The sequence below is a fragment of the Gilliamella apicola genome (assembly GCF_000599985.1).
Classification (GTDB): domain Bacteria; phylum Pseudomonadota; class Gammaproteobacteria; order Enterobacterales; family Orbaceae; genus Gilliamella; species Gilliamella apicola.
The window spans coordinates 176241-189693 of sequence record NZ_CP007445.1 but is presented as its reverse complement, the minus strand read 5'-3'; the positions used below and the strand labels follow the sequence as shown (position 1 = coordinate 189693).

Below are 13453 nucleotides of genomic sequence, written 5' to 3'. Positions count from 1 at the left end.
AAAAAATGCAGTGAAAATGATTGCCAATTAATATTAAACCAGTATAATTAGCCGACTAAATAAATTGAGTAATGATAATTGAATTACAAGTCAAGAAAGCTTCCATCTCGTGAAACATTAGCACGAGCACAAAGATTTAATGATGATATCATTGACGTGTCTGGTGTTGATCTAGTTTTAAGTTTGATAACAACAGCTGATTTGATTCGTTCAAATATTTATGCACAACTTACTAAAGATTATGATGTTTCTGAAGGTAAGTTTGCTTTGTTAATGTCATTATATTCAGAAGGTGAAACAAGTGCTGGCGATCTCGCACTCCGTATAGGGGTAACCCCAGCAACCGTATCAGTTATGGTTAAGCGGATGTTAATCACATCCAATCCATTAATATCCATGACAAAAAATGATGAAGATGGTCGTTCTCGTTTGATAACTTTGACAGAAGCAGGAATAACACTTATTCAAAATGCATTACCCGATCACCTTAAATCGATTCGTGCTTTTGCACAGGTACTAAACTCGCAAGAACAAGAATCTTTAATACTTATGTTGCGTAAATTATTACGAAATAACTGACTTCAATGAAAATTGAAGTCATTCTTTTTAATCAAATACTTAGCTGACTAAATAAATGGAAAATAAGCTATATATGAAAAAAAATGTCAAAATTCCTGTTATCTTTTTACTTCTTCTATTTTTTGGATCGTTTTTAATCTTTTTGGGTTCCCGAAATGATGCGGTAACAGTAGCGAAAAGCATTAAATCAGGAGTGTTAACTGCTGATGAAATTAATGTTGCCTTTCAAAATGTGGGAGGAAAAGTTATTAAACGATTTGTGGAAGAATCACAAATGGTTAAAAAAGGCGATCCCTTAATGCAATTAGAGGATGTTGATACAAAATTGGCAATTGATCGCTTACAAGCATTGGTTGATAGCCAAAGAGCAGCAGTTAATCAAGAACAAGCTGCAATTGAAATCACTGAAAACGAAACCAATCTTTCTGAACTATCGACTTGGCGTAAAATTGAAGAAGTTAAGGCAAGTTTAGAAGCGGCGAAATCTGCTAGAAATTTGGCTAGCACTGAGTTTGATCGTCAAGCACAATTACGTAAAACAGGTGGAAACTCACAATCACAACTTGATAATGCTCGTAATGCTTTTGTTGTAGCCAAAATGCAAGTAATCCAAATTGAAAGCCAATTATCAACATTAATGATTGGCGCTACACCAGAACAAGTCAGTCAATTTGAGAAAACGCAAAATGCTACGGGTATGTCACTACAATCAATCATAATTGCTAGACAAAAGCTTGAAAATCGCCAAAATCAATTAGCACAACTCAAGGCACAGTTAGCTCAAGGCGAAGCTGATTTAAAACAATTGCAAATCAATTACCAAAGACTCACGTTAAAAGCACCTGAAGATGGTAAAGTATTAAAACTGATGTTTGAAGATGGAGAGTTGGCACCAACAGGTGCACCTGCTGTATTGTTAGAAACCGATCGTAAATATATCGACATTTATGTGAATGAAAAAATGGTCAATGACTACCAACCGGGTACGACTGTTACAGCAAATGTGATTGCTCTGGATAAAGAAGTAAAAGGTAAGGTTCGTTTTGCAACAGCTGCACCATCTTTTGCTGACTTACGCATGACTCGAGAACGCGGACAAGCTGATTTAACATCTTATCAGGTCAGAATATATATTGAATCAATTCCAAAACTATTAACTGGAATGACACTTGAGGTTGAACAATGATGCAAAACATCATTAAATCTATTCAAGAAGAGCTTGATGCAATGTTATCAGGCCACTTTATCCCGTATTACAAAGTTGCTATAGGGTTAGCTGCTATTGTTGCGCTTATTTTCTCTATTGTACTCAGTCATGGTTCGGTATTTGAAGGTAAAATTGCAGTTATAGACCTTGATGGATCTAATTATTCGACTGAATTAATTAGTAAAATAAATACTTCTTCTTACATTGAAGTTTCTGAAGTAATCAGATCGCCTGTTAACCCTATAACTTTGGTTTCTCATGATCGTAATTTAGGTGTTTTATATATTCCTAAAGGATTGGAAAAGAGTTTAAAAAAAGGAGACCAGACTGTTCGTTTAGGTTACTTTTCAGATGATACGAATGAAGCCCAAAATGCTAAAGTACTTCAAAATCTCAACGAATATATACCTGAATTAGGTGCAGAATTAAGTGTGGGTAAAGTTTCGTCATTAGGCTTTGGTCGAGAAGGCACTGAAGCTACCTTATCACCTATGCAGCTAAAATCCCGTAATCTATTTAATCCAGCAAGTTCATCAACAATTTCAACCATCATCTATTTTGTTTACTTTTTCTCATCTTTAACATATGGATTAACATCATTGATGATTATAGGTCGCTTAAAAATTACTGGAATGTGGAATACCGTTTTAGAAAGAGGCTTTGTCGCTTTATTAGCAAGAACAATACCTTATGCCTTATTTTATACTACCGGATTAACATTGATTACCGCAGTACTTGTTTTATTTGGACAATTGCGTTTTGATGGTAACTACTTCGTGTTTGTACCTAGTATATTTATGACTGGACTAGCATTTGGTTGGTTAGGTTTTTTACTTTCTTGGAAAACTAATAATCCAGGTGAAGGTGCAAGTAAAATGATATTTTTAGTACCTCCAGGTTTTATTATGGGTGGATCAACAATGGCTGTAGGTATTATGCCAATCTGGGCTTATTATGTTAGCCATGCTTTCCCTTTAGTTTGGTTATTCCGTTTTTTCCGTGATATCGCTATGCGTGGTCGTTCACTCATTGATATGATGTCCACATATGGGATGTTTATTATTTATTTAACCGTTATTGCATTTGTTGTAATGATAGTTTTTAACCAAGTTAAAAAACCTGCTGCACAGCCAGAATTGAATTAAAAAATACAAGTTATTGAAACTATAATATGGTTTCAATAACTTCCTATCCTCGATTTTTTCATTTAAATAATTTTTCACGTTAAATCTCACCAAAATTATCATTATTTCAAATCTAATGATCAAATTTTTAGTGGACATCACTTTATAAAATGAAATTATATACTTTCATTTCTTATTCAAATAATTTTTTATCTTTTCATTAACCATTTGAATAAAAATAATAATAGTTTTTTATCTAAAATCTAATTTTATTTTTATTCTTTCATTTCGTTTCAAATGAAATGATTTTTAGGTTTTTCTATGCATAATCTATTTTGTGACTTATTTATCATTTTTAATTCTTTATATATATTCAAATCCAATAAAAAATGAAAGTTTAATGAATTGAAAATTTATGACTAATGAAATCATGAACACTCTACAGCGTCGAGAAAAAATTATCTATTTACTGGGTTAAGAAAATACCGTGTGAATAAATTGAGTAAACTTTTTAAAGTCTCTACAGTCACAATTGGTAATGATCTTCGCCATTTAGAGCAAAAAGGCTGTGTATTACGCTCTTATGGAGAGCAATGATAAATAAAACTTTTGCTTCTGATAGACCTTTATTTGATAAAAACTACATCAATTCAATTATAAAAAATAAGATTCCTAAACAGGTTGCCGCAAATTTAATTAACTATATTAATCAGACTTTCTATGAAAAAAATCATACCAAATTTACTTTTTTAGTCGGTCATTATTCAAATGTAGCATCATTATTTTCAGCACTAAAAATTAAATCTTATACACTACCCGATCAATTTGAAACGACACCTATTGGTGGCAAAATAGTGTTCCAAAAATGGCGTGATAATCATAGTGGTGAAGCATTGATGAAAATTGAATATTTTTATCAATCAACCGATCAAATCCGAAATTTGACCCAATTAAATCGTAACAATCCACCCTATAAAGTAACATTAGCAATGGAAAATTGTCCAACTAATACAATGGGTTTTTGTTCATTTTCGACCTTTAAACAAATCATCGGCAATATAAATAATGTGTAACTCCGTTGATAATATGTTCAAATTAAGCAAGTATTGAACATATTATCAATAATTACACGGCAAAAATACTTTGGTATTAAACTGTTACTTAAATAAAACAATAAATAAGTTTATCAATTATGTTTTATATATTACTTTTTAATATTTCAAAATCGTTCTCGTTTAATTTTTTTATTACTAGCTCATCAAAAGAATCAATATTTAACATACAATTATCATCAAGTGAATTAGGACAGTTAACACTAATAATTTGACACTGTGCATTAAATGCAGATTCAATACCCGCTTTTGAATCTTCAAAAACAATACACTCATTAGTAGGTAATCCGAGTAAATTTGCTCCTTGTAAATAACCATCAGGAGCGGGTTTAGTATTAATAACCATTTCACCAGTAATAAAAACTTTTGGTTTAGCTACATTGAGAATACTAAAGCGAGAATTAGCTACTTTTTTTGTACCAGAAGTTACAATTCCCCAAGGAATATTAAGTGAAGATAATTGTCGTAAGAAATGACTAGCTCCAGATATTTCATCAATATCTTTTATATCTTCAGCCTCTAATTGTTCCACCCAACGATGCTCTTGTTCGATGAAACTTTCAGGTTTATTAGGTAAAAATAGTTTTATATTATCGATAGCTTTACGACCATGAATGGTTTTTAATACATAGGAATGATTAAGTTTATGACGATCAGCAAATACTAACCAGCAGCGCTCAACTGCTGGTAATGAATTGACTAATGTCCCATCTAAATCAAATAAAATACCCTTTGCTTGCATACTATAATTTCCCTGCGCTACCACAAATACGAATCTTTTCTTCAACAATTTTTTTCATTGCTGTTTTAGCTGGTTGCATATAATGCCTAGGATCATTAGCATCGGGATGAGATTTAAAATCTTGTTTTAAAGCATCAGAAAAGGCAATTTTTAATTCTGTTGCGACATTTACTTTACAAATACCCAATGAAATAGATTTTTTCACCATCACTTCTGGAATACCCGAAGCACCATGTAATACTAAAGGAACTTCAACTTTGTCACGTATTTTCGCTAACCGTTCAAAATCAAGCTTAGGTTCCCCTTTATATAAGCCATGAGCAGATCCAATTGCCACAGCTAAAGAATCAATTCCTGTACGTTCTACATACTCTTTGGCTGCATCAGGATCAGTAAATGCGCTTTCTTTATCATCAACAACCAAATCGTCTTCCTGTCCTCCTAAACGGCCAAGCTCAGCTTCAACACTTGCGTTATATTTATGGCTAAATGCCACCATTTTACTAACAATATCAATGTTTTCTTCAAATGGATAATGAGAAGCATCAATCATAATTGAACGAATACCTTCCTCTATTTTAGTTTTAATATCGTTCAGATTTTCATGATGATCTAAATGTAACGCAAATGGAAAATGATGGATTTGTGCCGCAGTTTTACAAATATTAATCAAATACTGTGTGCCGGCATAGTTATACGTTGCTGGTGTTGCTGCAAGTATGACTGGCGATTGCATATCTTTTGCTGTATCAATTACAACTTGAATTGTCTCAAGGTTGTGTATATTAAAAGCGGGAACGGCATAATGTTCTCGCTGAGCTTTTTTTAACATCTCTTGACTGGAAATAAGATACATAATTTACTCCTAATTAACCTTATGATTTATATATTTCTTTAACTTTAACTTGTTGATAGTATTGGTCATAGTTACCCATATTGACAAAACCTGTCTGTGATTCCATCGTATTTAACATACCCATCGTCATAGCTCGTTTCAGCATACTGTCTACTGACTCGCTTTCGTGTAAACTTACCGCAAGACCCGCTAATGTGACATCACCTGAACCAACGGGATTAACTACATTAATTTTAGGAATTGTGACTTGATAAAATTGGTCATGACAACGAGCAAACGCACCCTTTTTACCTAACGAAATAATAATGAAAGGAATATCATCTAGCAGAGGATGATTAAGTGCTCTAATTAATGAATTGTTATCACTATCATCAATATCCATTTGGATGACTTGTTTTAATTCTTCTTTATTGGGTTTTATTAAATAAGGTTTATGTTCGGAAACGAGTGTTGCATGAAGCATTTTTCCAGAAGCGTCAAGCAAAACAGGGATTTGATGCCTATCGGCTTGTTCAATTAAACTTACATAAAAATCGATGGGAAAACCCTGAGGTAATGATCCGGAAATGGTCACAAGATCTGCTTTCTCAAGCAACGTTTGATAGTGTTTTAAAAAAAGATTAGCGTCCTGAAGCTCTAACACAGGACCTGATTCTAAAATTTCGGTTTGGTTTCCTTCATGTAAAATGGCAATACAGTTTCTTGATTCCTGCTTTGTTATATAAAAATCATAATCAATATTATCTTCATCTAATTGTTTTTGGATATAATTCCCAGTTGTTCCACCAATAATACCAGAGGCTAATACTGATATATTTGAAAATTTAATTCCTCTGGTAACATTAAGCCCTTTACCGCCAGCGGTCTTTTTTACATTAGATACCCGATTAATATCATTAATGATTAATTTATTTAATGGGTATGATATATCTACTGAAGGATTCATCGTAATTGTTAATATCATATTCTCACCTACAAATTAATATTGTCGGGAGAAATAACAATCTTAAATGATCACTTTTTTAGATAGAATTCATTTTAATGAGGTATGAAAAAAATTCATACCTCATTAAACTGTAATTCGTCATCTTTTAAAAACGTTAGATCAATTAAGTCTACTTTAATCAGGTACCCTATTATCCATCGAAATATTAAACAGCGATTAAATTAACTCCCTGTTTTCCAAATTCTTGCTTACATTTACCATCAACATTGATATCTGTAATAATAGTATTTAGCTTATTTAGTGGTAAAACCACATTGATGCCATTTCGTCCAAACTTAGATGAATCTAGCACAGCAATCACTTTTTTAGCGGTATTAGCCATCACACTGCTAATTGTGTACCCTTCATTAAAGGTTGTTATTCCTCTTTTTGCATCTATGCCATCTGCACCAACAAACAAAATATCAGCAGAAATACCATCTAACGATTGCTCAGCAATTTTTCCATGAAAAGATCGGGTTTTGTGCCTAAGAGTCCCACCACACATAAATAACATTATGTCGCTATTATCAGAAAGAATAAAAGCGGAGGTAAGGCTATTTGTTATAACAGTAATATTTTTTAATTTAACCAGCTCTTCGGCTATTAACATGGTGGTACTACCACTATCTAAAATAATAGTATCACCTTGTTTAACATGTTTTACTGCTTCAATTGCAATTCGTTTTTTATCTTCGATAAATCGCTGATACCGTTCTTCTAACTGCAACTCTTTAAATGACTTTATATCACCTTTATTGATGATTTTTGTACCGCCACCATGAAATCGTGTTAGCTCACCTTGTTTTTCTAATAATCGAAGATCTGTTCTTATGGTGACTTCTGAAACCTCATATTGTTCTGATAAGTCACTTACTAATACCGTTCCTTTCATATTAAGAAGTTCTATTATCTGTTGACGTCTTTCACTTGCATTCATATTATTTCCTTTTTCGAAAATTATTAAGCAGTGTATAACAAACAAAATCAAAAGATAAGCTTTCATTTTTCATAGCTAATTTAAAGTAAACTTTTAACTACAGTTTAATAAAATCTTGCCATTCATTGATTGTCCATTTAAATCTCTAACTTTATGAATAAATGTGTTAAAGTCACCAATAACAGCGATTAAATCATTAAGATTTATTTTACCTTCTACAAAAAACTGACTTACTAATAGCCATTCTTCGCCTGGCCATGGAGCAGAATAGTTCATCCAACTTCCTAAAATTTGTAACTCTTTTCGTAAAATAAGACCGAATGTTTTTTCTGGTAAGGTAAAATCATTATGGAGAGTACCAACCAAGCACACTTTAGATCTAGGACCTGCAATTTCAATGGCTAATCTAACTGTAATTGGCGAACCGGCTGTTTCTAATACGATTTGATCAAAACGATTGGAAGATAAAGCTTGATAAATCTCATCAGAACTAAGATTTTTAGAGTTATAAATAACATCTGCTCCTAGTTGTTTGGCAAGATTTAGTCGTTCATCATTTATATCTAAAACAGCAATAGAACTCGCTCCCATTGCCTTAGCACAAAGCATAGCAAGCAGTCCGATTGTTCCACCGCCTACAATCACGACATGTTTATTTTGGCAGCCTCCTGCTAATAATAGAGCATGCATTCCAACTGTCATCGGCTCAAAAAAAGCGCCTTCAAGAGGACTTACTCCTTTTGGTAATTTAAATGCATTTTTTTTATGTAATACAATATATTCAGCAAAACCACCTGCTATTCTCGATCCCACAAAAGTATAATTTTTACAAAGTGAATAGTAATGCTTTTGACATTCATCACATTTAAAACATGGTAATAATGGTACACAAGAAATTAAATCACCAACGTCAAACTCAGTCACATCATTGCCTGTTTCAATAACAGTACCACTAAATTCATGTCCGAGCGTAATAGGATAAAAATGTGCTCCATGATGAAATATTCTAGGAATATCTGATCCACATAATCCACAATAAGCAATTTTTACTAAAATTTGATCTGGAGATGTAATTTTGGGTATGTCAATATCTTCTAAAGATAGAGATCCCCCTTCATTGACAATAACCGCTTTCATTTTCTTTTCCTTAATTAGTAATCAAATTATTTCGAGATGACTTTCACTACTTATTCAGTGAAAGTCTTGAAACTTCATTTAGTTATACGGTTTATGGACTATTTTGTTATTTCATCTGATTGTGCTATTTGTTGTTGTTTTAAAAATAGCTCATATTTTTTAGCTCGCTTCCATGTTAAAAATAGGCAGAAAAGGTAAAACAATCCAATAAACGCAAAGCCAATAGGTTGTTTTAAATTCACGAGCTGAACCATAATATAGGTAATTGGTGAGCCACCTTGATCCATCGCTCCTACACTAATACTACTACCATCAGTGATAGTACCAGCATTGATTGCAAGCTGAGTTGTCAGAGGAACCATTTGTGTAGCAATCCAAAGCGTGATAGCAATAATGATTGAACCTGAAATAATGATTCTGAACAAATTACCTTGATGAATAGCCACACCCATTGCGATAAAAAAGCCAATAGTAGCTAAATCACCAAATGGTAAGACTTCATTGCCTGGTAAAATAATGGCAATAAAAATACTTAGCGGAATAAAAATTAAGCTAGCAGAGACAACCGTTGAATGTCCTAATAATAAGGCAGGATCTAAACCGATGAGAAAATCCTGTCCACCAAATTTTGATTGTAGATGTTTACGAGCTTGTTTAGATATTGGTGTTAAGCCATCCATAATCGGTTTAATTACACGTGGCATTAATAACATTACCGCAGCTGTCTGAATAGCAAGTTGTAATGTTTCTTTCACACCATATCCAGCTAAAAGTCCTAATAGAATGCCCATAAATAAACCAACCGTTACTGGTTCACCAAACGCACCAAACCGTTTTTGCATATCAACAGCATTAAAATTAATCTTATTAATCCCTGGTATTTTTTCAATTACAGCATCGACAAACACCGCAATTGGCCCACAATAAGCTGACGTACCATGAGGAACAGCAATCCCTTCAAGTTCAAAAAACTCTTTGGTATCTTTAGAAAACCAATCACCTAATTTATACGCAATAATGGCATGGACAATAACACCTGCAATACCTAACCAGTAAGAACCTGTTGCAATATAAACAAGTGCCCCAGAAAATGTCATATGCCATATATTCCAAATATCGACATTAACGACTCGTGTTAATTTTGCCAATAACATAACAATATTCACTGCTATCGCAATAGGTATTGCAACTAAGGCTATTTGTGATGCCCAAGTCATTGGTGCAGCGCCAGGCCAACCCACATCAACAACATTCAAACTGATATCAAATCTTTCGGCCATAGCTTGAGCAGCTGGACCAACTGAGCTTGTTAGTAAACCAACAACTAAACCAATACCAACAAATCCTATACCAATATGAATACCTGCTTTTAAAGCATCACCCACTTTCATTCTTAATGCTAATGAAAATATAATAATGACAATGGGCAACATTACGGATGGACCAAGATCCAAAATGTACTGCATAATTTCAGTAAACATAGATTTATCCTTTCAATATAGATAATATTTTATCTTTTAGCTGATCTATCCCAACACCTGAAACAAAAGGCATGCCATGTACAATAGGAATATCACCAAAAGTCTGATCCATTCTTGCTGTAGTACAAATTAAATCGACATCATCAATAAAGGAGTTAATTTCATTAATCCGACATTGAATAAGATCTAATTCGATATTATTTTCTTTACATAAATCTTTTATCTCTTCTGCAGCTAAAGTTGATGTTGCAACTGCACCACCACATGCAACAATAATCTTCTTTTTCATAATGCCTCCTGATTAACTTTTTAATTAAATATCACTTTACTAAAATGCTCTGTAATTTCATCTTCTGGCGCTTTTAATAAGAAGTGATAGAATTCTTTATTCTGTAAATTTGAAAAAAGTACTTTCAACAAATCAAGTTGAGCTTCGGGGGAAGTTACAACTAATGAAATAATAAGTGAAACATCAACTGTACCGTCATCATCAGCTCGATTAAAAGCGACTGGACTTTGAGTGCGAATAATAAAAATTGCAGGCGTATTAGCATGTTCAGCTTCACAATGTGGAATTGCTACTGCATAACCATTAAGTGCAATACCTGTAGGAAATAAAGCTTCTCTTTCAATTAATGCTTTTAGATGGCTTTTTTTTACAATATTTTTTTGTTGTAAATGCTCACTAATATAAATTAATGCTTCTTGCTCATTGTCAAATTTGAGCTTGTCTTCGAAAAGAAGCTGACACTTGTTCATATTTAATCTCCATTGTTGTAACTATACTAAATTTTCTTTCTTTAACTTTCGAAAACAAAATATATAACGAAAGATTATTTACTTTCGATTTAAAAAGCAAATAGACTTTTATATTTTTGTGATCGAAATCTATTTTTTAAAATAAAGATCAAAACTTAAACTTGCGATTATTTATGTTGATGAGAAAAAAATATGATCGCGATCACAAAAGAAATTTTTTTAAATTGAAAAAAAAACCTAATATGTAAAAATGTTACCCGTAACAATATTTTGATAAAGGAGCTACTGTGACAAAAAATAATAAACATGTTTTTGTATTAATGGGTGTTTCTGGTAGTGGTAAATCCGCAGTTGCCAAACAAGTTTCATACAATCTTGATGCAGCATTTCTTGATGGTGATTTTTTACATCCTAAAGCAAATATCTTAAAAATGCGTAGTGGAACACCATTAAATGATGAAGATCGTTTTCCTTGGCTTAATTTGATTAGTAATGCCGTATTTGCAATGAGCAACGTTAATGATATCTCTATTATCATCTGCTCAGCTTTAAAGAGAAAATATAGAGATATCATCCGTGGCGAAAACGAAAATGTACACTTTATTTATTTAAAAGGTAGTTATGATGTAATCGCAGATCGTTTAGCAAAACGAAAGGGACATTATCAAAAAACAGGGATGTTGCAATCGCAATTTGATACTCTTGAAGAACCAACCGCTGATGAAAAGGATGTGTATATCGTCAATACAGAACAACCATTAGAAAGGGTAGTGCATGATACCCAACAAGTAATATGCACAATATGCCAGCGCGATAAATAGAATATAAAATAAAAATTATACAATAAGTTAATTTGAATCCAACTGTCAAAAATGTAACAAAGCGAATTATTGAACGTTCTAAAGCTACTCGCACTGCCTATCTGAAAAAAATAGAAGATGTAATGCTTAATAAAGTCACCCGCTCTAAATTGCCATATAGTAATTTAGCGTATGGTTTTGCAGCTTGCTGTATTAATGATAAGAATGATTTAAAAAATATCTTAAAAAGTAATATCGGTATTATTAGTTCTTACAACGATATGCTTTCAGCACATAAACCTTACGAACTCTACCCTGAACAAATTCGCAAAGTATTAAATGAAGTTGGAGCCGTTGGACAAATGGCAGGGGGAGTAATTCAAGGTGAGCCTTGAATGGAGCTGTCATTAATAAGCCGAGATATCATTGCTATGTCAGTTGCTGTTGGTCTTTCGCATAATATGTTTGATGGTGCTTTATATCTTGGCATATGCGATAAAATTGTACCTAGTTTATTAGTTGGAGCTTTAACCTATGGTCATCTACCCGCAATTTTTGTACCCGCAGGGCTAATGCCATCTGGATTATCAAACAAAGAAAAAGTTCGTATTCGTCAACTCTACTTTGAAGGAAAAGCCTCGCGTGAAGATTTATTAGAGTCAGAGGCTGCATCTTATCATTCTAGTGGTACTTGTACTTTTTATGGAACGGCAAACAGTAACCAAATGGTGATTGAATTAATGGGATTACACTTGCCAGGAGCTGCATTTGTCAATCCAGAAACAACGTTACGTTTCGAATTAACCAATGCAGCAGCTAAACAGATTACTCGCTTGACTAAGCAATCAGGTAATTATATGCCTATTGGAAAAATGGTTGATGAAAGAGTCATCGTTAATGGCTTAATTGCCTTACTTGCAACGGGTGGTTCAACTAACTTAACGATGCATATAGTGGCAATAGCTAAAGCTGCAGGTGGGACTTCATTATTAGTTAGAGAATTACTTGAAAGTGGTTTATTACACGAAGATGTTGAAACGGTTGTAGGGCAAGGATTGAGCCATTATATCAAAGAGCCAATTTTAGAAAATGGTAAACTTATTTTCCGAGAAGGTCCAAATCAATCATTAGATGAAAATGTTATTACATCAATAAAAAAACCTTTTAATTCACATGGTGGATTAAAAGTAATGTCAGGCAACATTGGTAGAGCAGTAATGAAAACTTCAGCTATCGCTCCAGAACATCAGATCATTGAAGCTCCTACCGTTGTCTTTAATAGTCAATATGACCTAGATGATGAATATAAAGCCGGCAAGTTAGATAAAGATTGTGTAGTAGTAGTTCGTTATCAAGGTCCTAAAGCAATCGGTATGCCTGAACTGCATAAATTGATAACACCATTGGGAGTTTTGCTAGATCGAGGATATAAAGTTGCCTTGTTAATCGATGGTAGATTATTAGGGGCGTCAGGTAAAGTACCGGCAGCGATACATGTAACACCAGAAGCCTATGATGGTGGCTTATTAAGTAAAATAAAAAATGGAGATATGATACGAGTTAACGGACAGACTGGTGAAATAACGTTATTAGTAGACGAGACAGAACTAGCTAAGCGCCAACCTCATCGCTTTGATTTAACGAGTTCACATATTGGTTATGGACGAGAACTATTTACTATTATTCGGGAAAATTTAACTTCTGCTGAAGAAGGTGCTATAAGTTTCTAAA

General features: G+C 33.2%; 14 protein-coding genes and 1 pseudogene. 7 read left to right on the top strand and 8 right to left on the bottom strand.

All coding sequences use genetic code 11. The features are described from left to right. Positions 1-78 precede the first annotated feature (78 nt). The 5 genes from GAPWK_RS00955 to GAPWK_RS00940 all read left to right on the top strand — a co-directional run bounded on the left by GAPWK_RS00955 (position 79) and on the right by GAPWK_RS00940 (position 3983). Positions 79-579: a MarR family winged helix-turn-helix transcriptional regulator gene (locus GAPWK_RS00955; RefSeq protein WP_025314430.1), complete on the top strand. Its 501-nt coding sequence runs from the start codon at positions 79-81 to the stop codon at positions 577-579. Between the two features lie 73 nt (positions 580-652). Beyond that, positions 653-1765, top strand: coding sequence for an HlyD family secretion protein (locus GAPWK_RS00950; RefSeq protein WP_080692397.1), 1113 nt, complete (start codon positions 653-655; stop codon positions 1763-1765). Beyond that, on the top strand, positions 1765-2931 hold the full coding sequence (locus GAPWK_RS00945; protein WP_025314428.1) for an ABC transporter permease: 1167 nt from the start codon (positions 1765-1767) through the stop codon (positions 2929-2931). The genes GAPWK_RS00950 and GAPWK_RS00945 overlap by 1 nt, the downstream gene beginning before the upstream one ends. A 468-nt stretch (positions 2932-3399) precedes the next feature. After that, the gene (locus GAPWK_RS15025) at positions 3400-3507 is read left to right on the top strand and encodes a DeoR family transcriptional regulator (protein ID WP_110454031.1); all 108 of its coding nucleotides are present in this window, start codon (positions 3400-3402) and stop codon (positions 3505-3507) included. After that, complete coding sequence (locus GAPWK_RS00940) at positions 3504-3983, top strand: histidine-type phosphatase (RefSeq protein ID WP_025314427.1); 480 nt, start codon at positions 3504-3506, stop codon at positions 3981-3983. The genes GAPWK_RS15025 and GAPWK_RS00940 overlap by 4 nt, the downstream gene beginning before the upstream one ends. Before the next feature lie 124 nt (positions 3984-4107). Here the strand turns inward: GAPWK_RS00940 and GAPWK_RS00935 are convergent, their stop codons facing one another. The 8 genes from GAPWK_RS00935 to gatA form a co-directional block, all read right to left on the bottom strand. Further along, positions 4108-4764, bottom strand: coding sequence for an HAD-IA family hydrolase (locus GAPWK_RS00935; RefSeq protein ID WP_025314426.1), 657 nt, complete (start codon positions 4762-4764; stop codon positions 4108-4110). A gap of 1 nt (position 4765) precedes the next feature. Then, positions 4766-5620: a tagatose bisphosphate family class II aldolase gene (locus GAPWK_RS00930; protein WP_025314425.1), complete on the bottom strand. Its 855-nt coding sequence runs from the start codon at positions 5618-5620 to the stop codon at positions 4766-4768. Positions 5621-5639: 19 nt separating this feature from the next. After that, positions 5640-6584, bottom strand: coding sequence for a hexose kinase (locus GAPWK_RS00925; protein ID WP_025314424.1), 945 nt, complete (start codon positions 6582-6584; stop codon positions 5640-5642). 187 nt (positions 6585-6771) lie between these two features. Then, on the bottom strand, positions 6772-7545 hold the full coding sequence (locus GAPWK_RS00920) for a DeoR/GlpR family DNA-binding transcription regulator (RefSeq protein ID WP_025314423.1): 774 nt from the start codon (positions 7543-7545) through the stop codon (positions 6772-6774). Between the two features lie 93 nt (positions 7546-7638). Next, positions 7639-8682: an alcohol dehydrogenase catalytic domain-containing protein gene (locus GAPWK_RS00915; RefSeq protein ID WP_025314422.1), complete on the bottom strand. Its 1044-nt coding sequence runs from the start codon at positions 8680-8682 to the stop codon at positions 7639-7641. 98 nt (positions 8683-8780) lie between these two features. Next, a complete protein-coding gene (locus tag GAPWK_RS00910) occupies positions 8781-10163 on the bottom strand; it encodes a PTS galactitol transporter subunit IIC (RefSeq protein WP_025314421.1) in 1383 nt (460 codons plus the stop codon). 4 nt (positions 10164-10167) lie between these two features. Continuing rightward, on the bottom strand, positions 10168-10452 hold the full coding sequence (gene gatB / locus GAPWK_RS00905; protein WP_025314420.1) for a PTS galactitol transporter subunit IIB: 285 nt from the start codon (positions 10450-10452) through the stop codon (positions 10168-10170). Between the two features lie 20 nt (positions 10453-10472). Beyond that, complete coding sequence (gene gatA, locus GAPWK_RS00900; protein WP_038516986.1) at positions 10473-10922, bottom strand: PTS galactitol transporter subunit IIA; 450 nt, start codon at positions 10920-10922, stop codon at positions 10473-10475. 320 nt (positions 10923-11242) lie between these two features. On the opposite strand from gatA, the gene GAPWK_RS00895 reads away from it, so the two are divergent. Continuing rightward, positions 11243-11743, top strand: a complete 501-nt coding sequence (locus GAPWK_RS00895; protein ID WP_051516295.1) for a gluconokinase, GntK/IdnK-type — start codon at positions 11243-11245, stop codon at positions 11741-11743. A gap of 32 nt (positions 11744-11775) precedes the next feature. After that, positions 11776-13452: pseudogene (locus GAPWK_RS00890) on the top strand (dihydroxy-acid dehydratase domain-containing protein). The last annotated feature ends 1 nt before the right edge of the window (position 13453 follow it).

Coding starts and splice junctions, on each gene's coding strand:
- GAPWK_RS00950 (WP_080692397.1), top strand. CDS start 653: ATGAAAAAAAATGTCAAAATTCCTGTTATCTTTTTACTTCTTCTATTT.
- GAPWK_RS00945 (WP_025314428.1), top strand. CDS start 1,765: ATGCAAAACATCATTAAATCTATTCAAGAAGAGCTTGATGCAATGTTA.
- GAPWK_RS00940 (WP_025314427.1), top strand. CDS start 3,504: ATGATAAATAAAACTTTTGCTTCTGATAGACCTTTATTTGATAAAAAC.
- GAPWK_RS00935 (WP_025314426.1), bottom strand. CDS start 4,764: ATGCAAGCAAAGGGTATTTTATTTGATTTAGATGGGACATTAGTCAAT.
- GAPWK_RS00930 (WP_025314425.1), bottom strand. CDS start 5,620: ATGTATCTTATTTCCAGTCAAGAGATGTTAAAAAAAGCTCAGCGAGAA.
- GAPWK_RS00925 (WP_025314424.1), bottom strand. CDS start 6,584: ATGATATTAACAATTACGATGAATCCTTCAGTAGATATATCATACCCA.
- GAPWK_RS00920 (WP_025314423.1), bottom strand. CDS start 7,545: ATGAATGCAAGTGAAAGACGTCAACAGATAATAGAACTTCTTAATATG.
- GAPWK_RS00915 (WP_025314422.1), bottom strand. CDS start 8,682: ATGAAAGCGGTTATTGTCAATGAAGGGGGATCTCTATCTTTAGAAGAT.
- GAPWK_RS00910 (WP_025314421.1), bottom strand. CDS start 10,163: ATGTTTACTGAAATTATGCAGTACATTTTGGATCTTGGTCCATCCGTA.
- gatB (WP_025314420.1), bottom strand. CDS start 10,452: ATGAAAAAGAAGATTATTGTTGCATGTGGTGGTGCAGTTGCAACATCA.
- gatA (WP_038516986.1), bottom strand. CDS start 10,922: ATGAACAAGTGTCAGCTTCTTTTCGAAGACAAGCTCAAATTTGACAAT.
- GAPWK_RS00895 (WP_051516295.1), top strand. CDS start 11,243: ATGGGTGTTTCTGGTAGTGGTAAATCCGCAGTTGCCAAACAAGTTTCA.